Source organism: Streptococcus sp. Marseille-Q0941, assembly GCF_943736975.1.
Lineage (GTDB): Bacteria > Bacillota > Bacilli > Lactobacillales > Streptococcaceae > Streptococcus.
Genome location: NZ_CALSFO010000003.1, coordinates 280,854 through 307,081 on the forward strand (window position 1 = coordinate 280,854; position 26,228 = coordinate 307,081).

A 26,228-nucleotide genomic window follows, 5' to 3' on the forward strand; every position below is an offset into this window, starting at 1 on the left:
GAAGGTGTGATACTGTGGTAACGGCAACCAAAAAGAAAAAATCAACAAGTAAAAAAAATCTTGTAATCGTAGAATCGCCTGCTAAGGCGAAGACGATTGAAAAATATCTAGGACGCAATTATAAGGTTTTGGCCAGCGTGGGACATATTCGTGATTTGAAAAAGTCAAGTATGTCAGTTGACGTGGAAAATAATTACGAACCGCAATATATCAATATTCGTGGGAAAGGTCCTCTCATCAACGATTTGAAGAAAGAAGCTAAGAAGGCAAATAAAGTCTTTCTAGCGAGTGACCCGGACCGTGAAGGAGAAGCTATTTCTTGGCATTTAGCGCATATTCTCGAATTGGATGAGCATGATGCTAATCGTGTTGTTTTTAACGAGATTACCAAAGATGCGGTTAAGAATGCTTTTAAAGAACCTCGTAAAATCAATATGGATTTGGTCGATGCCCAGCAAGCACGTCGTGTTTTGGACCGCTTGGTAGGTTATTCTATTTCACCAATTTTATGGAAAAAGGTTAAAAAGGGCTTATCGGCTGGGCGCGTGCAGTCTGTTGCACTCAAGTTAATCATTGACCGAGAAAATGAAATTAATGCCTTTCAACCTGAAGAATATTGGACAATTGATGGAGTCTTTAAAAAGGGAACAAAGCAGTTCCAAGCTTCTTTCTATGGTATGAATGGTAAGAAGATGAAGTTAGCTACTAATGAAAAGGTAAAAGAAGTTTTATCTCATCTGACCAGCAAAGATTTCACAGTGGAACAGGTTGATAAAAAAGAACGTAAGCGTAACGCTCCACTACCTTATACGACCTCAACCATGCAAATGGATGCTGCCAACAAAATCAATTTCCGTACTCGTAAGACCATGATGGTTGCCCAACAGCTCTACGAAGGAATTAATATTGGTACGGGCGTACAAGGTTTGATTACCTACATGCGTACGGATTCTACTCGTATCAGTCCAGTAGCGCAAAATGAAGCTGCCAGTTACATTAATGAACGTTTTGGTAGTAAATATTCTAAGCATGGAAGCAAGGTAAAAAATGCTTCTGGTGCTCAAGATGCCCATGAAGCTATCCGCCCATCAAGTGTTTTCAATACACCTGAAAAGATTGCTAAGTACTTGGATAAAGACCAACTCAAACTCTATACGCTTATCTGGAATCGCTTTGTAGCGAGTCAGATGACGGGTGCCATTTTTGACACGATGGCTGTGAAGCTCTCTCAAAATGGAGTTCAGTTTGCAGCAAATGGCAGTCAGGTTAAGTTTGATGGTTACTTGGCCATTTACAATGACTCAGATAAGAATAAGATGTTGCCGGATATGGCAGTTGGTGATGTCGTCAAGCAGGTTAATAGTAAACCTGAGCAACACTTCACTCAACCACCATCCCGATATTCGGAAGCAACTCTGATTAAGACTTTGGAAGAAAATGGAGTTGGACGTCCATCAACTTATGCACCAACCATTGAAACCATCCAAAAACGCTATTATGTCCGCCTTGTAGCCAAGCGTTTTGAACCGACTGAATTGGGAGAAATTGTTAACAAACTGATTGTTGAGTACTTCCCTGATATTGTCAATGTGACCTTTACAGCTGAAATGGAAAGAAAACTGGATGATGTCGAGGTCGGAAAAGAACAGTGGCAACGTGTTATTGATGAATTTTACCAACCATTCTCTAAAGAAGTAGCCAAGGCTGAAGCTGAAATGGAAAAAATTCAAATCAAGGATGAGCCGGCAGGATTTGACTGTGAAGTTTGTGGTAGCCCTATGGTGATTAAGATTGGACGCTACGGTAAGTTTTACGCATGTAGCAATTTCCCAGATTGTCGACATACGCAAGCCATTGTTAAGGAAGTCGGTGTTACGTGTCCAACTTGCCATCAAGGTCAAATCATCGAACGCAAAACCAAACGTAATCGTATCTTCTATGGTTGCAATCGCTATCCAGAGTGTGAATTCACTTCTTGGGATAAACCAATTGGACGTGATTGTCCAAAATGCGGACACTTTCTTGTGGAGAAAAAGGTCCGTGGTGGTGGTAAACAGGTTGTATGTAGTAATGGCGACTACGAAGAGGAAAAAATTAAATAATTGCAAAAGGACTGAACTACTGTTTTCAGTCCTTTTGACTTACAACTTGACAGAACACAGTGTTTTATGGGAAACTAGAAGAACATTAATCTTAACTAGGAGTCAATATGCGCATCATTTATCTCAGTATTGGATTCATCTCATTAGCTTTAGCCATAATTGGTGTGGCCTTGCCTTTATTACCAACAACTCCCTTCCTTTTGTTAGCTATCGCTTGCTTTTCAAAATCTTCTAAGCGTTTTGAAGATTGGCTTTATCACACCAAGCTCTATCAGACTTATGTAGCTGACTTTCGTGAGACCAAGTCAATCGCCCGAGAACGCAAGAAAAAGATTATCGTATCCATCTATATCTTGATGGGGATTTCTATTTATTTTGCCCCTCTTTTACCTGTAAAAATCGGTCTGGGTGCCCTAACCATCTTTATCACCTACTATCTCTTTAAAGTAATTCCTGATAAGGATTAGTTTTTGAAATTTGATATTTCCTTGATAAAAATGAAAGCATATTTAAATAATATGATATAATAAATTAAAAGTAATTTTCAAGGAGAATCAAATGATTTACGAATTTTGTGCTGAAAATGTGACCTTGCTTGAAAAAGCGATGCAGGCTGGAGCTCGTCGAATCGAACTTTGTGACAATCTAGCAGTAGGAGGAACAACACCTAGCTATGGAGTGACTAAGGCGGCGGTTGAACTGGCAGCTAACTACGATAGCACTATTATGACTATGATTCGTCCACGTGGTGGCGACTTTGTCTATAATGATATGGAAATTGAAATCATGCTAGAAGACATTCGTTTGACTGCTCATACTGGAAGTCAAGGAGTTGTCTTTGGTGCTTTAACAGCTGATAGGAAGTTGGATAAGGCTAATCTTGAGAAACTGCTTGCCGCATCAAAAGGAATGGAAATTGTCTTCCACATGGCCTTTGATGAATTGAGCGAAGAAGACCAGTTGGAAGCTATCGATTGGCTCAGCCAAGCTGGTGTCACTCGTATCCTGACTCGTGCTGGTGTGTCTGGTGACTCGCTAGAGAAACGCTTTGCTCACTATCATAGAATTCTAGAACACGCTGCTGGTAAAATTGAAATTCTACCAGGTGGGGGGATTGACTTGGACAACCGTCAAACCTTTATCGACCAGCTGGGTGTGACACAATTGCATGGAACCAAGGTTGTCTTTTAAAAAATAGAAAGGAACTGCTAGCTTTTGGTAGCAGTTTTCACTTATGTTTGAAATTTTTAAATCCTATCAGTTTAATCAAGAAAAAGCTTATGCCTATGGTTTTGTAGAAAATGGAGAAATCTGGACCTATAGTTGCCAGATTTTACAGGGTGACTTTTTCATAACAGTCTCTATCACTCCTGATAATGTGAGTTTTCAGGTCTTTGACCAGGAAACGGGTGATCTCTATCCTCAAGTACACATGGAAAGTATGCGGGGAAGTTTTGTCGGAAGTGTCCGTGAGGCTTGTTTGGAGATTCTTTACCAGATTCGGAAGGCTTGCTTTGATGTACAGGATTTTATCTGTCCTCAAACTAAGCGTATCATGGCTCAAGTTCAGGAAAAGTATGGTAATCAGTTAGAATATCTGTGGGAGAAATCGCCTGATACGGCAGTATTACGTCATGAAGGCAGTAAAAAGTGGTATGCTGTTTTAATGAGAATACCTTGGGATAAGCTAGATAAGGACAGAGAAGGGCTAGTGGAAGCTGTCAACCTCAAACACGATCAAGTAGCGGACTTGCTTTCACATAAGGGCATTTATCCAGCTTTTCATATGAACAAACGCTACTGGATTAGTCTGGCTCTTGATGATAGTTTGCTTGATGAAGAGGTGTTAGAACTAATCGAAAGAAGTTGGAACTTGACTGTGAAAAAATAAGGAAATTCACTTGATTTTTCAAATACTTTCAATTCGCAAAATATTCTTTATTGAAGAAATTTTCAGAAAATAATGGATTTTTTCTTGACAAGTACTTTTAGCTATGCTAAAATACTAAACAAGATATCAAATGAAGGAGAAAGTCAAACATGAAAACAGCTAAGTTTAATCAATTTGCTTTGTTGTTGAGGTACTCGGGCTAGTGCAAAAGCATTAGTCCTGTTTGGCTTACCAAGCGGGAGTAAATCAACATCTCGCTTGGGTTTCTGAGCGAGATGTTTTTTTAAAACCATATTTGGAAAAGGGGAATTCTTATGCGTAAAGTTGAATTTTTTGATACAAGTCTTCGTGATGGGGAACAAACACCTGGTGTTAACTTCTCAATCAAGGAAAAAGTTTCTATTGCAAGACAGCTGGAGAAATGGGGAATTTCTGTAATTGAAGCTGGTTTTCCGGCTGCTAGTCCAGATTCATTTATAGCCGTTCAAGAAATTGCTAAAGCTATGAAAAAAACAGCAGTGACAGGATTAGCTCGTTCTGTAAAATCTGATATTGATGCTTGTTATGAGGCGCTAAAGGATGCCAAGTATCCACAGATTCATGTCTTTATCGCTACTAGTCCGATTCATCGCAAGTATAAACTCAATAAGAGCAAGGAAGAGATTTTAGAAGCTATTAAGGAGCATGTTTCTTATGCACGTTCTAAGTTTGAAGTTGTCGAGTTCTCTCCTGAAGATGCGACTAGAACAGAGTTGGATTTCCTATTACAAGTTGTTCAAACAGCGGTCGATGCAGGTGCATCTTATATCAATATCCCTGACACAGTTGGCTTTACGACTCCAGAAGAGTTTGCACGCATCTTTGATTACTTGACTGAAAATATTAAATCAGATCATAAAGTTGTCTTTGGTGTCCACTGTCACGATGATCTCGGTATGGCAACTGCAAATACTTTGACAGCAATTAAACACGGTGCTGGACGTGTCCAGGGAACTATTAATGGTATCGGTGAACGCGCAGGTAATGTTGCTCTTGAAGAAGTAGCTGTTGCTTTGAAGATTCGTGAGGATTTCTTCCAAGCAACTAGTGATATTGTTTTGGATGAAACAATGAATACGTCAGAAATGGTTTCTCGCTTCTCAGGTATTCCAGTTCCTAAAAACAAGGCCGTCGTTGGTGGCAATGCCTTTTCTCACGAATCTGGTATTCATCAAGATGGAGTCCTTAAAAATCCTCTCACTTACGAGATCATCACCCCTGAATTGGTTGGTGTGAAGAGTAACAGTCTTCCGCTTGGAAAATTGTCAGGTCGCCATGCATTTGTAGAAAAACTAAGAGATTTGGCCCTAGACTTTACTGAAGAAGACATCAAACCACTCTTTGCCAAGTTCAAGGCGCTGGCTGATAAGAAACAAGAAATCACAGATGCAGATATTCGTGCTCTGGTAGCTGGAACCATGGTTGAAAATCCAGAAGGCTTCCACTTTGATGATTTACAATTGCAAACTCATGCAGATAATGACATCGAAGCACTCGTTAGCCTAGCCAATATGGATGGTGAGAAGGTTGAGTTTAATGCGACAGGACAAGGTTCTGTTGAGGCTATCTTCAACGCTATTGACAAGTTCTTCAACCAATCGGTTCGTCTGGTATCCTATACAATAGATGCTGTAACAGATGGTATTGATGCCCAAGCTCGAGTTTTAGTTACTGTTGAAAACAGAGATACAGAAACCATCTTTAACGCAGCAGGTCTTGATTTTGATGTACTAAAGGCTTCAGCTATTGCATACATTAATGCCAATACCCTTGTTCAAAAAGAGAATACTGGCGAGATTGGTCCAAATGTCTCTTACAGAGATATGCCTAGTCTTTAAAGGAGAATAGCATGACAAAGAAAATTGTTGCTCTAGCAGGTGACGGAATCGGTCCAGAAATCATGGAAGCTGGTTTAGAAGTTCTAGCCGCTATAGCCGAAAAAACAGACTTTGACTATGAGATAGATAGAAGACCTTTTGGAGGTGCAGGTATTGATGTTACAGGACACCCCTTGCCAGACGAAACGCTCAAGGCAAGTAGGGAGGCGGACGCTATCCTTCTAGCAGCTATTGGTAGTCCTCAGTATGATCATGCAACGGTGCGACCTGAACAAGGCCTTTTGGCTCTCCGCAAGGAACTCAATCTCTATGCCAATATTCGTCCGGTAAAAATCTTTGAGAGTCTCAAGCACTTGTCACCTCTCAAATCGGAACGAATTGCTGGTGTTGACTTTGTCGTGGTGCGTGAGTTGACAGGCGGTATTTACTTTGGGGATCATATTCTTGAAGAGCGAAAAGCGCGTGACATCAACGACTACAGCTATGAGGAAGTGGAGCGAATTCTTCGCAAGGCCTTTGAAATCGCAAGAAATCGGAGAAAAATCATTACCAGCATCGATAAGCAAAACGTGTTGGCAACATCAAAACTCTGGCGCAGAGTGGCGGAGGAAGTCGCAAAGGATTTTCCAGATGTGACCTTGGAACACCAGCTAGTAGACTCAGCTGCTATGCTCATGATTACCAATCCAGCTAAGTTTGATGTCATCGTTACTGAGAATCTTTTCGGAGATATCTTATCTGATGAATCAAGTGTCCTATCTGGGACACTTGGAGTCATGCCATCGGCTAGTCACTCTGAAAACGGACCAAGTCTTTATGAGCCCATTCATGGTTCAGCGCCTGATATTGCAGGTCAAGGAATTGCCAATCCTATTTCTATGATTTTATCAGTTGCCATGATGCTGAGAGATAGCTTTGGACGTTATGAGGATGCGGAGCGTATCGAACATGCAGTGGAAGCTAGTTTGGCAGCAGGCATTTTAACAAGAGATATAGGAGGTCAGGCTTCGACCAAGGAAATGACGGAAGCTATTATTGCAAGGTTATGAAGTTAGATGAAAAAATTACATTAGTTCTTTTGATTTGGAATGTCATGGTTTTCTTGATTTATGGCATTGACAAATCCAAGGCAAGGAGAGGTGCTTGGCGCATTCCAGAGAAAGTTTTATTGACTATAGCACTTGTATGTGGTGGATTTGGTGCTTGGTTAGCAGGAATCGCCTTTCACCACAAGACTAGAAAATGGTATTTTAAAACGGTTTGGTTTCTCGGGATGGTAACCACACTAGTAGCCCTATATTTCATTTGGAGGTAATGGATGGCAGGAAAATCGATTTTTGATAAACTATGGGACCGTCATGTCATCACAGGAGAAGAGGGGCAACCCCAACTCATGTATGTGGATCAGCACTATATTCACGAGGTGACCAGTCCTCAGGCTTTTCAAGGATTGCGAGATGAAGGTCGCAGATTGAGACGGCCAGACTTGACATTTGGAACTTTTGATCATAATGTTCCGACCGTCAATATCTACGATATTCGAGATGTTATTTCCAAGGCTCAAATTGATAAGCTTGCTGAAAATGTTGAGGAATTTGGGATTGAACATGCGGCCCATGGTTCTGAAAAACAAGGGATCGTTCACATGGTAGGTCCAGAAACAGGACGGACGCAACCAGGAAAATTCATCGTCTGTGGAGATAGCCACACAGCTACTCACGGAGCTTTCGGAGCTATCGCCTTTGGGATTGGGACCAGTGAGGTCGAGCATGTCTTTGCTACTCAGACACTCTGGCAGGTCAAACCCAAGAAAATGCTGGTAGAATTCACTGGTGTTCCTCCAAAAGGAGTTTATTCTAAGGATTACATTCTCGCCTTGATTGCCAAGTACGGCGTTGCTTGTGGTGTAGGATATGTGGTGGAATATCGTGGGCAAGCAATTGATGCACTGACCATGGAAGAGAGAATGACCATCTGCAATATGTCCATCGAGTTTGGTTCTAAGATGGGAATTATGAATCCAGATCAGACTACCTATGACTATCTCAAGGGAAGGGAATGTGTTCCAGAAGCTTTCGAGGAGGCTGTGGCGGATTGGAAAACACTTGTCAGTGATGAGGATGCTGTCTATGATAAGGTTATCCAGATGGATGTCTCAGACTTGGCTCCTATGGTGACCTGGGGAACCAATCCTGCTATGGGGGTTGACTTTGACAGTAGCTTCCCAGAAATTAAGGATATGAATGATGAGCGAGCCTACAATTACATGAACTTGGAGCCTGGTCAAAAGCCAGCGGATATTGAACTAGGTTATATTTTTATCGGGTCTTGTACAAATGCTCGCCTCAGTGATTTACAACTGGCTGCTCGATTTGTCAAAGGGAAGAAAATTGCTCCCAATCTAACAGCAATCGTAGTTCCAGGCTCCCGTCCTGTGAAACGAGCTGCTGAGAAGTTGGGCTTGGACAAGGTCTTTCTAGATGCTGGTTTTGAGTGGAGAGACCCAGGTTGCTCTATGTGCCTAGGGATGAATCCTGACAAGGTCCCTGATGGGGTCCACTGTGCCTCAACCAGTAACCGCAACTTTGAAGATAGACAGGGATTTGGCGCTAAAACCCATCTCTGCAGTCCAGCCATGGCAGCGGCAGCAGCTATCGCAGGGCGCTTTGTAGATGTTCGTCAAATGCCAGAGGCCCAGTAAGGAGAGGATATGGAGAAATTTACAGTTTATACGGGAACGACCGTCCCTCTCATGAATGATAACATCGATACCGACCAAATCCTACCCAAGCAGTTTCTCAAGTTAATTGATAAGAAAGGCTTTGGTAAGTACCTCATGTATGCTTGGCGTTATCTAGACGACAAGTATACTGAGGATCCAGACTTTGTCTTTAACCGACCTGAATACCGAAAAGCCAGTATCCTCATTTCAGGGGATAATTTTGGGGCAGGTTCTTCAAGGGAACACGCAGCTTGGGCTCTAGCCGACTATGGTTTTAAGGTCGTGATTGCAGGTTCTTTTGGGGATATTCATTACAATAATGAACTCAATAATGGCATGTTGCCTATTGTTCAGCCCAGAGAGGTTAGAGAGAAACTAGCCCAGCTCAAACCAACTGACCAGGTAACTGTGGACTTGGAACAACAAAAAATTATCTCACCAGTTGGAGAATTCACTTTCGAAATCGATAGTGAATGGAAACACAAGCTCTTAAACGGTTTAGATGATATCGGTATTACTTTGCAGTATGAAGACTTGATTGCTGCTTATGAAAAACAACGACCAGCCTACTGGCAGGATTAGAATAAATATAGAAAAGGAACTATAGAACTATGACAAAACACATTCAATGGAACGGAACACTTTCACAAGAAGGATATGACATTTTAAAAGGTGAGGGCGGATGTATCGTTTGCCCCACAAAAGTTGGTTACATTATCATGACGAGCGATAAGGCAGGACTTGAACGCAAATTTGAAGCTAAAGAACGTAACCGTAACAAACCAGGTGTTGTACTTTGTGGTAGCATGGATGAGCTTCGCGCTTTAGCACAACTCAATCCAGAAATTGAAGCCTTCTACCAAAAACATTGGGACGAAGACATTCTTCTCGGTTGTATCCTTCCTTGGAAACCAGAAGCCTTTGAGAAACTCGAAGCTTATGGGGATGGTCGTGAAGAACTCATGACAGACGTTCGTGGTACTAGCTGTTTTGTCATCAAATTTGGTAAAGCTGGTGAACAGTTGGCTGCTAAACTTTGGGAAGAGGGCAAGATGGTCTACGCTTCATCAGCAAATCCGTCTGGAAAAGGAAACCGCGGTAAGGTGGAAGGAATCGGAGAACGTATCGAAGGGGCAGTGGACCTTGTCATCGAAGCTGACGATTATGTGGCATCCATCCAACCTGACAAAACGATTGAAACTCGCTACGAGCAAGGTGTGATGGTATCAATGGTCGATAAGGACGGCAATCTCATCCCAGAACAAGGAGGAGACCGTTCAATTTCACCAGCTCCAGTTGTTATCCGTAAAGGGCTTGACATTGATAAAATCATGATGCATTTGTCAGATACCTTTAACTCATGGGATTATCGTCAGGGAGAGTATTATTAAGATAAAACATAAAATAGAGAGATTATAATCTCTCTATTTTATTATTTGATTATAAGCAAAATCCGAACTATATAAACTTTAAAAATCAAAAGTTTTGGCAAAAACTTTACCTTAGTTTATAATCTTTAAAGGAAACGTCGGAAAAGACGTAGTGATGCGAAAGCATAGGTAGGTCATTCTAAAAGAAACGAGATATCGAATGTTGAACGAATTTCCGATTTTTGATTACGAAGATATTCAGTTAATCCCTAACAAATGTGTCCTTAAAAGTCGTGCAGAAGCTGACACACAAGTGACACTTGGGAAGCATACCTTTAAATTACCAGTTGTTCCCTCTAATATGCAAACGATTTTGGACGAAGATGTTGCAGAGCAATTGGCTAAAGGTGGCTACTTCTACATTATGCACCGTTTTGATGAGGGTGGGCGCATTCCTTTTATCAAACGCATGCATGAGAAAGGTTTGATTGCTTCTATCTCTGTTGGTGTTAAAGATTACGAGTATGATTTTGTTAGTCAATTAAAGGAAGATGCTCCAGAGTACATCACGATTGATATCGCTCATGGTCATGCAGATAGCGTCATTTCAATGATTCAGCACATAAAAAAGGAGTTGCCAGATACTTTTGTCATCGCTGGTAACGTTGGTACTCCAGAAGCTGTGCGTGAACTTGAAAATGCTGGTGCTGATGCTACTAAGGTTGGAATCGGTCCAGGTAAAGTATGTATTACTAAGGTTAAAACTGGTTTTGGTACGGGTGGTTGGCAACTAGCGGCTCTTCGCTGGTGTGCTAAAGCTGCACGTAAACCGATTATTGCTGATGGTGGGATTCGTACACACGGTGACATTGCTAAGTCAATCCGCTTCGGAGCAAGCATGGTTATGATTGGTTCACTATTTGCAGGTCATATTGAAAGCCCTGGTAAAACAGTCGAAGTCGATGGTAAACAATTTAAAGAATACTATGGTTCAGCTTCAGAATACCAAAAAGGTGCCTATAAGAATGTTGAAGGCAAGAAGATTCTTCTTCCTGCCAAAGGATATTTGCAGGATACCCTTACTGAAATGGAGCAAGATTTGCAGAGTTCGATTTCTTATGCTGGAGGTCGCAAGGTTGCTGATCTTCGTCACGTTGATTATGTCATTGTGAAGAACTCTATCTGGAATGGAGATGCTCACTAAAAAATTTATTACTTATTTATGCCACGAATTGGCGTGGCGTTTCTACAAGGTACCGTAAATACCTAACAATGAGTAAGCTGGAGAGATAGAGAGATAGGTGTTAAATCTATTTCTTTGTTTCCTAGAGGCTTACTTTGTAAGTCTCTTTTTATTTCGGAGGTTAACGTGAAATTACTAGAGGAACGTATTTTAAAAGATGGGAATATTCTAGGTGAGAATATTCTTAAGGTGGATTCATTCTTGACTCACCAAGTGGATTTTTCCTTAATGCGCGAGATTGGTCGCACCTTTGCTGGATATTTTAAAAATGCTGGTATTACCAAAGTCGTAACCATTGAAGCATCTGGAATTGCTCCAGCTCTATATGTTGCAGAACAATTAGATGTACCTATGATTTTTGCTAAGAAGGCAAAAAATATCACTATGAATGAGGGAATTTTAACTTCTGAAGTATATTCTTTCACGAAACAAGTTACTAGTACCGTATCCATTGCAGGGAAGTTCTTATCTCCAGGAGATAAAGTATTAATTATTGATGATTTCTTGGCTAATGGTCAAGCAGCTAAAGGTTTGATTCAGATTATTGAACAAGCTGGTGCTACAATCGAGGCCGTCGGGATTGTGATTGAAAAATCTTTCCAAGATGGTCGTGAACTGTTAGAAAAATCAGGTCATCAGGTAGTATCACTTGCTCGTTTAGAGCGCTTTGAAAATGGAAGAGTTATCTTCAAGGAGGCAGACATCTAATGAATCAAAAAGAAAATCACTCAAAAGCAGCCGTATTGGGCTTGCAACACTTACTTGCCATGTACTCGGGCTCAATTCTGGTACCAATCATGATTGCAGGTGCTTTAGGTTATTCAGCTCAACAGTTGACCTACCTTATTTCTACAGATATTTTTATGTGTGGGGTTGCAACTCTCTTACAATTGCAACTCAATAAACATTTTGGTGTTGGTTTGCCTATTGTTCTTGGGGTAGCCTTCCAGTCTGTTGCTCCTCTCATCATGATTGGACAAAGTCATGGTAGTGGTGCTATGTTTGGGGCCTTGATTGCTTCAGGGATTTATGTCATCTTGATTTCAGGTATCTTCTCTAAAGTTGCCAATCTTTTCCCTTCAATCGTAACTGGTTCAGTCATTACAACTATCGGATTGACCTTGATTCCGGTTGCTATCGGAAATATGGGAAATAACGTTGAAAAACCAACTGGACAAAGTTTAGCCTTAGCTATGATTACTGTGCTCATCATTCTTTTGGTCAATATCTTTACCAAAGGATTCATTAAATCAATTTCAATTTTGATTGGTTTGATTGCAGGTACCATCATCGCTTCAACTATGGGCTTGGTTGATTTCTCGCCAGTAGCAGAAGCTCCACTGGTTCATGTCCCAACTCCATTCTACTTTGGTGCACCACAATTTGAGATTTCTTCTATTGTAATGATGTGTATTATCGCTACCGTTTCAATGGTAGAATCAACTGGTGTATATCTTGCCCTTTCTGATATTACTAAAGATCCAATCGATAGCACTCGTCTCCGTAATGGTTATCGTGCTGAAGGTCTTGCTGTTTTACTTGGTGGACTTTTCAATACCTTCCCTTATACAGGATTTTCACAAAACGTAGGTTTGGTGAAACTTTCAGGTATTCGTACCCGTTTACCGATCTACTACGCTGGTGGTTTCCTCATCTTACTTGGTCTTTTGCCTAAGTTCGGTGCCTTAGCACAGATTATCCCTAGCCCTGTTCTAGGTGGAGCCATGCTCGTCATGTTCGGTTTCGTTTCACTTCAAGGGATGCAAATTTTGTCTCGTGTGGATTTCGAACATAATGAACATAACTTCCTCATTGCAGCAATTTCTATAGCTGCAGGGGTGGGACTAAACGGAACGAATCTCTTTAATACTCTACCAACAGAATTACAAATGTTCTTCTCAAATGGTATCGTCATTGCAAGTACAGTGGCCATCATTTTGAACGCTATTTTGAATCGTAAAAAATAAAAAAAAGAGGCTGTGACAAAAGTCCTAGCCTCTCTATTTTCTTTGAATTGCGAGCAAGACGCAGTGGTTGAGTGGGCTCTACTAGGCTGATTTCATCAGCTTTTACAGCCCTACTCAACTGTGCGGAGGTGGGACGACGGAATCGAATTCTAACGAATGACCGATTTCTGTCCTACTCTCTTTTTCTTTTTTAGAGCTTGAGGATTGTTTCTGTAGTCATTTTTATGGTAAAATGGTTTTATGAATGAAAGAATGAAAGAGCTCGTTGAGTTGCTCAATCGCTATGCGACAGAGTATTATACAAGTGATAACCCATCTGTATCTGATAGTGAGTATGATCGTCTCTATCGTGAATTGGTAGAGTTAGAAAAAGAACATCCAGATCAAGTTTTGCCAGATAGTCCAACCCACCGTGTTGGTGGTAAGATTCTAGATGGTTTTGAAAAATATACTCATCAGTATCCTCTCTATAGTTTGCAGGATGCTTTTTCTCGTGAGGAACTCGATGCCTTTGATGCGCGTGTTCGTAAGGAATTGGATGATGTCACTTATATTTGTGAGTTAAAGATTGATGGTTTATCGATTTCCTTGACTTATGAGCAAGGAATTTTTGTTGCTGGGGCGACTCGTGGTGATGGTTCTATTGGTGAAAATATCACAGAAAATCTTAAACGAGTGAAAGACATTCCTTTATCCTTGCCTGAAAAACTAGATATTACCGTTCGTGGTGAGTGTTATATGCCAAGAGCATCCTTTGACCAGGTCAATCAAACTCGTCAAGAAAACGGTGAGCCAGAGTTTGCAAATCCACGAAATGCTGCTGCAGGAACACTTCGTCAGTTAGATACAGCAATAGTAGCTAAACGTAATCTAGCAACCTTCCTATATCAAGAAGCTAGTCCTTCAACTCGCGATAGTCAAGAGAAGGTTTTGAACCATTTAGAGCAGTTAGGATTTGTGGTTAACTCTAGACGCCTATTAGCTCATACTATGGATGAGGTTTGGGAGTTTATCCAAGAAGTAGGTCAAGAAAGAGACCAATTGCCATATGATATCGACGGTGTCGTGATTAAGGTCAATGACCTAGCTGGTCAAGAGCAACTTGGTTTTACAGTTAAAGCACCAAAGTGGGCCGTAGCTTATAAGTTTCCAGCAGAAGAAAAAGAAGCGAAACTACTTTCTGTTGACTGGACAGTTGGCCGTACAGGAGTTGTAACTCCGACTGCTAACCTTACACCTGTACAACTTGCAGGAACAACAGTTAGTCGTGCGACACTTCATAATGTTGACTATATCGCTGAAAAGGATATCCGTAAGGATGATACTGTCATTGTATACAAAGCAGGTGATATCATACCAGCTGTTTTACGAGTGGTGGAGTCTAAGCGTGTGTCGGAAGAAAAACTAGATATTCCAACAATTTGTCCAAGTTGTGAGAGCAAACTGTTACACTTTGAAGATGAGGTTGCCCTTCGTTGCATCAATCCTCGATGTCCTGCTCAGATTAAGGAAGGATTGATTCACTTTGCATCTCGTGACGCCATGAATATTGCTGGTCTTGGTCCATCTATCGTTGAGAAACTATTTGCTGCCGATTTGGTTAAAGATGTTGCGGATATTTATCGCTTAACTATAGAAGATTTCCTTTTATTAGATGGTATTAAGGATAAATCGGCGCAAAAGCTTTATCAAGCGATTCAATCCTCTAAGGATAATTCAGCAGAAAAACTCTTATTTGGTTTAGGGATTCGTCATGTTGGCAGCAAGGCAAGTCAACTACTCTTACAACATTTCCATTCAATCGTATCTCTAGCACAAGCAAATCCAGAAGAAGTAGCAAGCATCGAAAGTCTTGGGAATGTTATTGCTCAAAGTCTTCAATCCTATTTTGAGACTGAGGGGGCTAAAATACTTTTAAGAGAATTAAAAGAATTAAATGTTAATCTAGATTATAAAGGACAGGTCGTTGCGGTAGATGCAGCCTTATCTGGTCTGACCGTTGTATTGACAGGAAAACTCGAGCGTTTAAATCGCTCAGAAGCAAAAAATAAACTAGAAAGTTTAGGAGCTAAGGTAACTGGCAGCGTATCGAAAAAGACCGATCTTGTGGTAGCAGGGGCAGATGCAGGTAGCAAACTCCAGAAAGCACAGGAGTTGGGAATTGAGATTCGGGACGAAGCTTGGCTTGAAAGTTTGTAAGGAATACACAACCTAGAATACTCATCTATCATTTATTGGTTCTATCCAAATACCTTGAGCAAGAAATGCTACTATATAAAATAATAAAATAAATATAAAATAAATTTAACAATTAGAAATTAGGAAAAACATGTATCATTATCCTGTACTTATTCATTATCATCGTAAAGATGAAGCTTATAAGAATTGCAGTTTCAATAAGATTCCTCTAGATTCAGTAGGGTTTATCAAAGAGGAAGAATACTTTGGAGAAAAATTTTCATTTACTCAACCAAGTGAAACACCTCTTGAACAAATGGTGTTTACAGTTGAAAAAAATGGAGTCAGCAAAGAATATCCTATCCGATTCAATCATTATCCACTCTTAACAGAGGTTTGGATTTTAGATGGGGACGAAACCGTGTATTATTCTGAAAATCCAGCTATTGCAAGTCCACACTATAAAGATCAAAATCCATTTGCTTTTGATAAAGCGATTAACAGTGCTAGTTTTGACCACCACTGGGGTTACCAAGGAGAATTAGGGTGTCAGGTTTCCGAAAAAGAAACCAGCTTTAAACTATGGTCCCCAACAGCAACCACTGTACAAGTTATAGTGTATGAATCTGCAAGAAATGATGCTCCGATTTTAAGAACTTATGAGATGGAGCGAGGGAATAGCTATTCATACAGTCATAAATATAATACCATTGGTGTCTGGAGTCTTACAGTTCCTGAAAATCTTGCGGGACGAGCTTATCAATACCAGATAGAATTTCCACATCACCAATCAGTAACTCGGGATCCATATACGACTGCAACAAGTCCAGATGGCAAACGTTCAGCAATCCTTTCTGAAGAAGAACGCCGAGTTGACGGGTTTGAAGTTAAGAATGGAATGGAAGCGACATGGCGTTTAGAGAATCCTTGCCAAGCTGTCGTTTATGAAATGCATGTACGTGATTTGACCAAGTCTGAAACATCAGGTGTTTCTCCAGAGTTAAGAGGGACCTTTCTAGGAGCTGCTCAAACGGGTACAGTCAACCAATATGGCCAGTCTACTGCATTTGACTACATCAAGGAACTAGGTGTTAACTATGTTCAACTGCAACCAATTGCAGATCGTCACAAAGAGTATGATGCAGATGGGAATGTCACTTACAACTGGGGTTACGATCCACAAAACTACAATGCACCAGAAACCAGCCTGTCTACGAATCCAAACGATCCAGGTCAAGTTGTCCGAGATTTGAAAACGATGATTCAAGCCTATCATGATGCTGGAATTGGTGTCATTATGGACGTTGTTTACAACCATACTTTTTCAACTGTTGATGCTCCATTCCAAACAACAGTACCGGATTATTATTACCGAATGAATAGAGATGGAAGCTATCAAAATGGTACAGGTGTAGGAAACGAGACTGCGAGTGAGCATGAAATGTTCCGTAAGTACATGATTGATTCGCTTCTCTATTGGGTAAATGAGTTTAATATCGATGGTTTCCGTTTTGATTTGATGGGAATACATGATGTTAAAACCATGCAGATGATTCGTTGGGCAATGGATGAAGTCGATCCTAAAATTATCCTTTATGGAGAAGGTTGGGATATGGGGACAGGTCTTGCACCATATGATAAGGCTAAGAAAGATAATGCATATCAGTTGCCAAATATCGGATTTTTCAATGATGACGAACGAGATGCTGTAAAAGGTTGCGAAGTCTATGGAGAAATCAAATCTGGTTTTGTAAGCGGAGCTCCTACTGAACCAATTGTTGCAAAAGCGATCCTTGGTAGCCATGAACTAGGTTCTTATCTCAGTCCTAATCAGGTTGTTAACTACGTAGAAGCCCATGATAATTATAACTTGCATGATTTGCTAGCGACTCTTCATCCAACAGAAGACCAAACAAGTATCATGAAAAAAGTAGAAACAGCAACTGCAATGAACCTACTTATGCAAGGTATCTCCTTTATGGAACTTGGTCAAGAGTTCGGTCGTACAAAACTAGTAGCTACAGGCGAAAATGGTGAGGTGACTCATGCTGATCGAGAAAGAGCTATGAATAGTTACAATGCTCCTGATGCTGTTAACCAAGTAAATTGGGATTTAATCAATGAGCGTCAGGATAGTATTGAATTTATCCGTCAGATCATTCAACTTAAAACAAAGAGCACTGCTTTTTCATATCCTACGTACGATGAAGTTTATCGTCATGTTTTTGTTCATACAGCGATTGAAGACAGTGGCTGGATTGTCTACGAGATTCAAGATGATGACGAGCATTTCTTAGTTGTCTTTAATGCTAAAGGAGAATCCCAGTATTATGAAAATGCGGGTAACCTTGAAATGCGAATCACTAACAGTCGTTCATTAAATGAAAATACAATTGATAATGTTAGTGTGGCAGTTATGAATGTTTTAGCATAAATAAAAAATGAAACTCAAGATTAATCTTGAGTTTTTTTATATAAAGTTATCCTAATAAAAAATATGGAAATACTACTAAAAATAGTTGAAAATTTCAGATAATTTGATAAAATTGTACTTAAGATACTTTTTCCGAACAAAAAGTTTGATTTGTGAAAACAACGTTAAGTTTTTAGAGTGTCTGCTTTGCAAAATTAGGATTAAAAAAAATATTGTAAGTGATTTGATGCTACAAAAACTGATATCAAGGTAGAATATCAATAAATACTGAAAATATAAGAAATGTCAAGATAATTATTTGAAGATTTTCTAAAAAATATTTATGATAATTCGGAAATTGGTTGAAAGTTTTCTTAAAAGATAGTATAATAGAAATATAGAAAACGCTTACAATATAAAGGGGGATATATGGATACATTAGAAGCTTTAAGAACTTTTACAACTGGCGAAAATTTCCATCTTCAGCACTATTTGGGCGCACACCGTGAGGAGAGAGACGGGGAATTGGGCTATACATTCCGTGTTTGGGCTCCAAACGCACAGGCTGTTCATCTAGTGGGTGATTTCACAAATTGGGTTGAAAATCAAATCCCCATGGTTCGAAATGAAGCAGGAGTTTGGGAAGTTTTTACAAACTTAGCCCAAGAGGGTCAAATCTATAAATATCATATCACTAGAGCCAATGGGCATCAGCTTATGAAGATTGATCCATTAGCTATTCGCTATGAAGCTCGTCCTGGAACTGGAGCAGTTTTAACAGAAATTCTAGAAAAGAAATGGAAGGATGGACTTTGGCTAGCTCGAAGAAAACGTTTAGGATTCTTTGAGAGACCTGTGAATATCTACGAAGCTCATGCAGGTTCGTGGAAGAGAAATCCTGACGGTACACCGTACAGTTTTGCTCAACTAAAAGAGGAGTTAATTCCTTACTTAGTGGAGATGAATTACACACATATTGAGTTCATGCCTTTGATGGCGCATCCGCTAGGTTTGAGTTGGGGCTATCAACTGATGGGGTATTTCGGTTTAGAACATTCTTATGGAAGACCTGAAGAGTTTCAGGATTTCGTAGAGGAGTGCCACCTAAATAATATCGGTGTTATCGTAGATTGGGTCCCAGGTCACTTTACAATCAATGATGATGCCCTAGCCTACTATGATGGAACACCAACTTTTGAATATCAAGACCATAACAAAGCTCATAACTATGGTTGGGGGGCATTAAACTTTGACTTAGGTAAAAACGAAGTACAATCCTTCTTGATTTCAAGTATTAAGTTCTGGATTGAATTCTATCACCTAGATGGTATTCGAGTGGATGCTGTAAGTAATATCCTTTATCTTGATTATGATAATGCGCCTTGGACACCTAATAAAGATGGTGGAAATCTTAACTACGAAGGCTATTATTTCCTTCAACGGTTAAATACTGTTATCAAGCTAGCTCACCCAGATGTCATGATGATAGCAGAAGAAAGCTCTTCCGCTACTAAAATCACAGGTATGAAGGAAATGGGTGGATTAGGATTCGACTACAAGTGGAATATGGGATGGATGAATGACATTCTCCGCTTTTACGAAGAAGATCCGATTTACCGCAAGTATGACTTTAATCTTGTAACCTTCAGTTTTATGTATGTCTTTAATGAAAATTATCTCTTACCATTCTCGCATGATGAGGTTGTACATGGTAAGAAGAGTATGATGCATAAGATGTGGGGCGACCGTTACAATCAATTTGCAGGCCTTAGAAATCTTTATACTTATCAAATTTGTCACCCTGGGAAAAAATTACTCTTCATGGGTAGTGAGTTTGGACAATTCTTAGAGTGGAAATCAGAAGAGCAATTAGAGTGGTCTAATCTAGAAGATCCAATGAATGCTAAGATGAAATACTTCACATCTCAGTTGAATCAACTTTATAAGGACCACCGTTGTCTTTGGGAAATTGATACAAGCTATGATGGTATTGAGATTATCGATGCGGATAATAGAGATCAGAGTGTTCTTTCCTTTATTCGTAAAGGAAAGAAAGGCGAGATGCTAGTCTGTGTCTTTAATATGGCACCAGTCGAACGTCCTGATTTCACAATTGGACTACCAGTTGCAGGTGTCTATGAAGAAATTTGGAATACAGAGTTAGAACAATGGGGTGGTGTTTGGAAAGAACACAATCAAACTGTTCAAACTCAAGAAGGATTATGGAAGGATTATGAGCAAACTTTGACCTTTACTTTGCCAGCTATGGGGGCAAGTATCTGGAAAATCAAACGTCGCTTGAAGCCCGCTAAAAAAGAATCAAATCAATCTGAAAAAGGAGTAGAAAATGAAGAATGAAATGCTAGCTTTAATCCTTGCCGGTGGGCAAGGAACTCGTCTCGGTAAACTCACTCAAAGCATTGCAAAACCTGCTGTGCAATTTGGCGGGCGCTACCGTATCATTGACTTTGCTCTTTCTAACTGTGCCAACTCTGGTATCCACAATGTTGGGGTTATCACACAGTATCAACCACTAGCTCTCAACAGCCACATTGGTAATGGTTCTAGTTGGGGTCTTGATGTCATTGATTCAGGTGTTTCTATCCTTCAACCTTACTCTGCAAGTGAAGGAAATCGTTGGTTTGAAGGTACAAGTCATGCGATTTACCAAAATATTGACTATATCGATAGCATTAATCCTGAGTATGTTTTGATTCTTTCAGGAGACCATATCTACAAGATGGACTATGATGATATGCTCCAATCACACAAGGATAACAATGCCAGCTTGACAGTTGCTGTCTTGGATGTACCACTAAAAGAAGCTAGTCGTTTCGGTATCATGAATACAGATGCTAATAATCGCATTGTTGAATTCGAAGAAAAACCTGCCCAACCAAAATCAACCAAGGCATCAATGGGGATTTATATCTTTGACTGGAAACGACTTCGCAACATGCTAGTTGCTGCTGAAAAGGCTAACCTAGATATGTCTGATTTCGGAAAGAATGTTATTCCAAATTATCTTGAAACTGGTGAAAGTGTCTATGCTTATGAGTTCAATGGATACTGGAAGGATGTTGGTACAATCGAATCTCTTTGGGAAGCAAATATGGAATACATCTCTCCAGAAAATGCTCTAGATAGCCGAAATCGTCAATGGAAAATTTATTCTCGTAACCTTATCGCTCCACCAAACTACCTTGGAGAATTTGCTCAAGTAGAAGACTCTCTAGTAGTGGATGGATGTTACGTGAATGGTACTGTAAAGCACTCTATTTTATCTACAGCAGCACAAGTTCGTGAAGGAGCAGAAGTTGTCGATTCTGTTATCATGAGTGGAGCAGTAGTCGGAAAAGGTGCTAAGATTAAACGTGCCATTATTGGTGAAGGTGCTATCATTGCCGATGGTGTTGAAATTGATGGAACGGAAGAAGTAGAAGTAGTCGGATATAACGAAGTAGTGGGGGTAGCAACAGATGAAGATTGATAAATATTCAGCGATTTTAGGAAATACCGTTGGTTTCCATGATATGTCAACCTTGACAAGTAATCGTCCAGTGGCAAGTTTGCCATTTGGAGGAAAGTATCGTTTGATTGACTTCCCACTCTCAAGTTTAGCAAATGCTGGTGTTCGAAGTGTCTTTGGAATCTTCCAACAAGATAACATCAGCTCTGTATTTGACCACATTCGTTCAGGACGTGAATGGGGCTTGAATACCCTTCTTAGCCACTACTATCTTGGAATCTACAATACTCGTGTGGAAAGTAGTACTGTTGGTAAAGAGTATTATCAACAACTCTTGACTTATTTAAAACGTTCTGGATCTAACCAAACGGTTTCCTTGAACTGTGACGTTTTGGTAAATATTGATCTTGTTCAGGTTTTCCATTTGCATAATACTACAAAATCTCCTATTACGGTTGTTTATAAGAAACTACCTAAAAAGGATATTTCAGAAGTAAATGCTATCCTAGATATTGATGAAACTGACCACGTGCTCTCTCACAAACTCTTCGATAAAAAAGCTGAACAAGAATACTACAACATGTCAACGGATATCTTTGTTGTAGATACTCAATGGTTGATTGAACGTCTGGAAGAAGAAGCTCAGAAAGAACACCCAGAAAAACTACGTTATGTTCTACGTGACTTAGCAGCGGAATCAGGCGCTTTTGCATACGAGTATACTGGTTACTTAGCAAATATTCATTCTGTAGAAACATACTACCAAGCCAATATTGATATGCTTGATCAGCATAAATTCTACTCTTTATTCTCTCCAAATCAAAAGATTCACACAAAGGTGAAAAACGAAGAACCAACTTATTATGCACCTGGTTGTGAAGTAAATACTTCTCAGTTTGCTTCTGGTAGTATTATCGAAGGTAAGGTTGTTCGTTCAGTTGTTTCGCGTAATGTTCAGATTCATAAAGATAGCTTAGTTAAAGAATCTATTGTTTTCCCTCGTGTTGTCATTGGCGAAGGTGCTCAAGTTGAGTATGCAATTATTGATAAGGGTGCTGAAGTAGCTGATGGAGTTGTTATTCGTGGTACAGCAGAAAATCCTGTTGTCATCAAAAAAGGTGAAAAAGTAACAGAGGACATTCTTTCATGAAAATTTTATTTGTAGCAGCCGAAGGAGCCCCTTTTTCTAAAACAGGTGGCTTGGGAGATGTTATCGGGGCTCTTCCAAAATCATTAGTTAAAGCTGGTCATGAAGTTGCTGTTATCTTGCCATATTATGACATGGTGGAAACGAAGTTTGGAGATCAAATTGAAGATGTTCTTCAATTTGAATTATACGTTGGTTGGCGCAGACAATTTTGTGGCATTAAGAAAACTGTTTTAAACGGTGTTACCTTCTACTTCATTGACAATCAGTATTATTTCTTCCGCGGACATGTGTATGGAGATTTTGATGATGGTGAACGCTTTGCTTTCTTCCAGCTTGCAGCTCTAGAAGCTATGGAGCGTATTGGCTTTATTCCTGATGTTCTTCATGTTCATGATTATCATACAGCTATGATTCCTTTCTTGTTGAAGGAAAAGTATAGATGGATACAGGCTTACCAAAACATTAAGACTGTCTTAACGATTCATAATTTGGAATTCCAGGGTCAATTCTCTGAAGGTATGCTTTGGGATTTGTTCCGAGTTGGTTTTGAGCGTTATGCGGATGGTACAGTTCGCTGGAATGACTGTCTTAACTGGATGAAAGCAGGCATTCTCTACGCTGATCGTGTAACAACTGTATCTCCAAGTTATGCCTATGAAATCATGACAACAGAGTTTGGATGCGGCATTGATCAGATTCTTCGAATGGAGTCCGGTAAGGTATCTGGTATCGTAAATGGAATAGATACTGACCTTTATAATCCAGAGACGGATCCTTTGTTGGATTACCATTTTAACAAGTCTGACCTATCTGGGAAAGCTCAGAACAAAGCTAAACTTCAAGAAAAAGTTGGCCTGCCAGTACGTCCTGATGTTCCAATGATTGGTATTGTGTCACGTTTAACAAGACAGAAAGGTTTTGATGTTGTAGTTGAAGGTCTGCATCGTATGCTTCAAGAAGATGTTCAAATCGTTCTCTTGGGTACAGGTGATTCTGGATTTGAACAAGCCTTCTCATGGTTTGGCCAAGTATTCCCGGATAAATTATCTGCTAATATTACCTTTGATGTGAAGTTGGCACAAGAGATTTATGCTGCGTGTGATATTTTCCTCATGCCAAGTCGTTTTGAACCATGTGGACTTTCTCAAATGATGGCTATGCGCTATGGTACTTTACCTCTTGTCCATGAGGTAGGTGGTTTGAGAGATACTGTTCAGCCATTCAATCCGATTGAAGGAACTGGTACAGGATTTAGTTTTGACAACTTGACTCCATACTGGCTTAACTGGGCTCTTCAAACTGCTTTGGATGTTTATTATAACCATCCTGACGTTTGGAAGAAACTTCAAGTGCAAGCTATGGAACGTGATTTCTCTTGGGATACAGCTTGTCAGTCTTATCTTGATATATACCACAGCCTAGCAAACTAAATAGTTAAAATCGTATGAAATTTTCATACGATTTTTTGAGATGATAAAGTAAGGAGTATAAATGCAAACAATCAAGGGTCTCTGTGTGCTCGATGTAGATGGTACTCTGATAGAAGAAGAGGTTATTGATTTATTGGGCAAAGAGGCAAATTGCGAAAAGGAAGTAGCTTTGCTAACTGCTCAAGCTATGAGTGGGGAATTGGACTTTGAATCAAGTTTAAAAAAACGTGTTTCCCTTCTAAATGGGCTTTCTATAGATGTATTTGATAAGATTTATCATGAACTACACCTTAGTAAAAATGCTGCGCAATTTGTCAAAACTCTTCAAGAAAATCAGATAGAAGTCGGTTTGGTATCGGGTGGATTTACTACCATCGTGGGAGGATTAGCAAAAGATTTGGGGATTTCATTATGTACTGCTAATCAACTGGAAATAAAAGATGGACATTTAACTGGCAATCTTATTGGTCCGGTTATAAGCAGAGAAGTAAAAGAAGCAACCCTCGTGAGGTGGGCTGAAGAATTACAAGTGCCTTTTGAGAGAACGATTGCGATCGGTGATGGCGCTAATGATTTGGCTATGCTTAATCGATCAGGACTTGCTATTGCCTTCTGTGCTAAGGATATTGTGAAAAAGGAAATAAATCTTCAGGTAGATGAAAGAGATTTTGCAAAAGTTTTAGAAAAAATAAATCTCCTTTAGTTAGAAAGAGGAATGAACATGAAAGTTGTCATCGCACCAGACTCTTTCAAAGAGAGTCTTCCCGCAAACCAAGTAGCAGAAGCTATAAAAAGAGGTTTTAAAAGAGTGATCCCAGATGCTGAATATCTGCTTTTATCTGTTGGTGATGGAGGTGAAGGGACAGTAGATGCTATTAAAAGTTCTCTAGATCTGGAAGAAAAAACAGTCCAGGTAGCCGGACCTTTTGGTGATGAGGTTCAAATACCCTACTATGAAAAAAAGGAATTAGCCCTTTTTGAAGTTGCCGATTTGATCGGGCTTGAAAAAATTCCTAATGAAAAACGATATCCGCTAGAAATCCAAACAAAGGGAATAGGTCAACTTATTCTCCATTTAATTGACCAAGGAAAAAAAGATATATACATCGGTGTCGGTGGTACGGCTAGTAACGATGGTGGTATTGGTATTGCTTCTGGAATCGGTTATCAGTTTTACGATGAAAATGGGAATGAACTTCAGGCATGTGGACAATCTCTGTCTGCTATCAGGAAAATTTTAAAGGAGGGCGTACTTGAAATTCCTTCTGATGTACATATAAAAATACTAGCAGACGTGGCCAATCCTCTTTGTGGACCTCAGGGTGCTACCTTTACATTTGGGAAACAAAAGGGATTGGATCCATCTAAATTTCAAGAAGTTGATGCTGCTATTAAAGACTTCTATAGTAAAGTTGGACCTGAAATATTAAAATTAGATGGCGCAGGAGCTGGTGGTGGCATTGCTGCTGGTTTGTGTGTATTTGCAGGAGCAGAAATCGTATCAGGCATTCAAACTTGTTTGGACTTGATTAATTTCGATGATAAGGTAGCAGATGCTAATCTCGTAATTGTTGGTGAAGGTAGATTAGACTCTCAAAGTATGGCTGGCAAGGCTCCAATCGGAGTAGCAAAAAGAACACCTAAGGGTGTTCCGGTCATTGCTATTTGTGGAAGTTTAGATGAGGATTTACCCCCATTACCGTTTGAAAACATCATCGCCGTTTTTTCTATACTAGAAAAAAGTGAGCCATTAGAAGATAGTCTAAAAAATGCAGCCACCTATTTAGAACATACAGCTACAAGCCTCGCTCAAATCCTGTCTTTAAAAAAGAATTAACCAAACCATTTTTTCCAGAGAGAAGTTGGAGCTTTAGTTTCATTTTCTTGCCACAAATCTGAAAAGGCCTTTCGGAGGTCTTTTTCACTTGCTTGGACAGGAATATCGCTATGAATAACTAGTCCAAAAGGAGAAGAATTATGATCTTCAGAAACGATGGTTGCTTGGCAATCAGAAGCTTTGGCATTTTTTAAATAATAAACCTGCTTTTCAAATTCAACTTGAGGAGAAATTTTGACAAAAAGAGGATCAGCTTCTTTTTTTAAGCACTCTAAAATGGTCAAAAAACCTTTTTGAAATTTGTCATCATTTGCAGTTTCAAGGCTTGCATAACCAAGGACACGCTCCTCAAAAGTGCCCAGAAAATACCTTTGTTCGTCTGGATTTAATTTAAGCCCACCATTGGCTTTTTCTAATATTTGTTTTGATATATCAGTCATAAATATAGTATATCATAAAAGTCTCTAGATAAGGCGCAAAAGAAAGCGATTACTTAATAAACTTAAGGAAAATTTGCACAAAGATAACGTTTTTTCTTGAAAAAGGTATCTTTTTGATGTATCATAGAGGTGTAAAATA

Annotated in this window: 22 protein-coding genes and 1 riboswitch; of the genes, 21 read left to right on the top strand and 1 reads right to left on the bottom strand. The window is 39.7% G+C overall.

Annotation, left to right across the window (positions count from 1 at the left end; all coding sequences use genetic code 11):
• Nucleotides 1-14 precede the first annotated feature (14 nt).
• From topA to NGI26_RS03390, 21 genes are all read left to right on the top strand, one after another.
• Nucleotides 15-2,102, top strand: a complete 2,088-nt coding sequence (gene topA, locus NGI26_RS03290; RefSeq protein ID WP_251935893.1) for a type I DNA topoisomerase — start codon at nt 15-17, stop codon at nt 2,100-2,102.
• A gap of 107 nt (nt 2,103-2,209) precedes the next feature.
• On the top strand, nt 2,210-2,569 hold the full coding sequence (locus tag NGI26_RS03295; protein WP_251935895.1) for a YbaN family protein: 360 nt from the start codon (nt 2,210-2,212) through the stop codon (nt 2,567-2,569).
• A gap of 91 nt (nt 2,570-2,660) precedes the next feature.
• Nucleotides 2,661-3,293 (top strand): copper homeostasis protein CutC, encoded by a 633-nt coding sequence (locus tag NGI26_RS03300; protein ID WP_251935897.1) that lies wholly within the window; start codon nt 2,661-2,663, stop codon nt 3,291-3,293.
• A 43-nt stretch (nt 3,294-3,336) separates the two neighbouring features.
• A complete protein-coding gene (locus tag NGI26_RS03305) occupies nt 3,337-3,993 on the top strand; it encodes an MmcQ/YjbR family DNA-binding protein (protein ID WP_251935899.1) in 657 nt (218 codons plus the stop codon).
• Between the two features lie 314 nt (nt 3,994-4,307).
• On the top strand, nt 4,308-5,870 hold the full coding sequence (locus tag NGI26_RS03310) for a 2-isopropylmalate synthase (RefSeq protein ID WP_251935901.1): 1,563 nt from the start codon (nt 4,308-4,310) through the stop codon (nt 5,868-5,870).
• 11 nt (nt 5,871-5,881) lie between these two features.
• Entirely contained in the window at nt 5,882-6,919 is a 1,038-nt protein-coding gene (leuB, locus tag NGI26_RS03315; protein ID WP_251935903.1) for a 3-isopropylmalate dehydrogenase, read from the top strand.
• The gene (locus tag NGI26_RS03320; protein WP_251935905.1) at nt 6,916-7,185 is read left to right on the top strand and encodes a DUF1294 domain-containing protein; all 270 of its coding nucleotides are present in this window, start codon (nt 6,916-6,918) and stop codon (nt 7,183-7,185) included. The genes leuB and NGI26_RS03320 overlap by 4 nt, the downstream gene beginning before the upstream one ends.
• A 3-nt stretch (nt 7,186-7,188) precedes the next feature.
• On the top strand, nt 7,189-8,571 hold the full coding sequence (leuC, locus tag NGI26_RS03325) for a 3-isopropylmalate dehydratase large subunit (RefSeq protein ID WP_251935907.1): 1,383 nt from the start codon (nt 7,189-7,191) through the stop codon (nt 8,569-8,571).
• A 9-nt stretch (nt 8,572-8,580) separates the two neighbouring features.
• A complete protein-coding gene (leuD, locus tag NGI26_RS03330; protein ID WP_049536560.1) occupies nt 8,581-9,174 on the top strand; it encodes a 3-isopropylmalate dehydratase small subunit in 594 nt (197 codons plus the stop codon).
• Nucleotides 9,175-9,203: 29 nt separating this feature from the next.
• Nucleotides 9,204-9,983, top strand: a complete 780-nt coding sequence (locus NGI26_RS03335; RefSeq protein WP_251935909.1) for an L-threonylcarbamoyladenylate synthase — start codon at nt 9,204-9,206, stop codon at nt 9,981-9,983.
• A 199-nt stretch (nt 9,984-10,182) separates the two neighbouring features.
• Nucleotides 10,183-11,166: a GMP reductase gene (gene guaC / locus NGI26_RS03340; protein WP_251935911.1), complete on the top strand. Its 984-nt coding sequence runs from the start codon at nt 10,183-10,185 to the stop codon at nt 11,164-11,166.
• Nucleotides 11,159-11,255, top strand: a riboswitch (purine riboswitch). Its footprint overlaps the gene before it by 8 nt.
• 76 nt (nt 11,256-11,331) lie before the next feature.
• A complete protein-coding gene (locus NGI26_RS03345) occupies nt 11,332-11,913 on the top strand; it encodes a xanthine phosphoribosyltransferase (RefSeq protein ID WP_251935913.1) in 582 nt (193 codons plus the stop codon).
• Complete coding sequence (locus NGI26_RS03350; protein WP_251935916.1) at nt 11,913-13,172, top strand: nucleobase:cation symporter-2 family protein; 1,260 nt, start codon at nt 11,913-11,915, stop codon at nt 13,170-13,172. Before NGI26_RS03345 ends, NGI26_RS03350 begins: the two co-directional genes overlap by 1 nt.
• A 240-nt stretch (nt 13,173-13,412) precedes the next feature.
• Nucleotides 13,413-15,371, top strand: coding sequence for an NAD-dependent DNA ligase LigA (gene ligA / locus NGI26_RS03355; RefSeq protein ID WP_251935918.1), 1,959 nt, complete (start codon nt 13,413-13,415; stop codon nt 15,369-15,371).
• Nucleotides 15,372-15,501: 130 nt separating this feature from the next.
• On the top strand, nt 15,502-17,784 hold the full coding sequence (pulA, locus tag NGI26_RS03360; RefSeq protein ID WP_251935920.1) for a type I pullulanase: 2,283 nt from the start codon (nt 15,502-15,504) through the stop codon (nt 17,782-17,784).
• Nucleotides 17,785-18,192: 408 nt separating this feature from the next.
• A complete protein-coding gene (gene glgB / locus NGI26_RS03365) occupies nt 18,193-20,121 on the top strand; it encodes a 1,4-alpha-glucan branching protein GlgB (RefSeq protein WP_251935922.1) in 1,929 nt (642 codons plus the stop codon).
• Complete coding sequence (locus tag NGI26_RS03370; RefSeq protein ID WP_251935924.1) at nt 20,111-21,253, top strand: glucose-1-phosphate adenylyltransferase; 1,143 nt, start codon at nt 20,111-20,113, stop codon at nt 21,251-21,253. The genes glgB and NGI26_RS03370 overlap by 11 nt, the downstream gene beginning before the upstream one ends.
• A complete protein-coding gene (gene glgD / locus NGI26_RS03375; RefSeq protein ID WP_251935926.1) occupies nt 21,243-22,382 on the top strand; it encodes a glucose-1-phosphate adenylyltransferase subunit GlgD in 1,140 nt (379 codons plus the stop codon). The genes NGI26_RS03370 and glgD overlap by 11 nt, the downstream gene beginning before the upstream one ends.
• Complete coding sequence (glgA, locus tag NGI26_RS03380) at nt 22,379-23,812, top strand: glycogen synthase GlgA (protein ID WP_251935934.1); 1,434 nt, start codon at nt 22,379-22,381, stop codon at nt 23,810-23,812. The genes glgD and glgA overlap by 4 nt, the downstream gene beginning before the upstream one ends.
• A 61-nt stretch (nt 23,813-23,873) precedes the next feature.
• Nucleotides 23,874-24,515 (top strand): phosphoserine phosphatase SerB, encoded by a 642-nt coding sequence (gene serB, locus NGI26_RS03385; RefSeq protein ID WP_251935940.1) that lies wholly within the window; start codon nt 23,874-23,876, stop codon nt 24,513-24,515.
• A gap of 18 nt (nt 24,516-24,533) precedes the next feature.
• Nucleotides 24,534-25,649 carry a glycerate kinase gene (locus NGI26_RS03390; RefSeq protein ID WP_251935950.1) on the top strand — a complete coding sequence of 372 codons (1,116 nt, stop codon included), beginning with the start codon at nt 24,534-24,536 and terminating at the stop codon, nt 25,647-25,649.
• Here the strand turns inward: NGI26_RS03390 and NGI26_RS03395 are convergent.
• Nucleotides 25,646-26,089, bottom strand: coding sequence for a DUF1694 domain-containing protein (locus tag NGI26_RS03395; protein WP_251935953.1), 444 nt, complete (start codon nt 26,087-26,089; stop codon nt 25,646-25,648). The two genes, NGI26_RS03390 and NGI26_RS03395, sit on opposite strands and share 4 nt — an antisense overlap.
• Nucleotides 26,090-26,228: the final 139 nt, after the last annotated feature.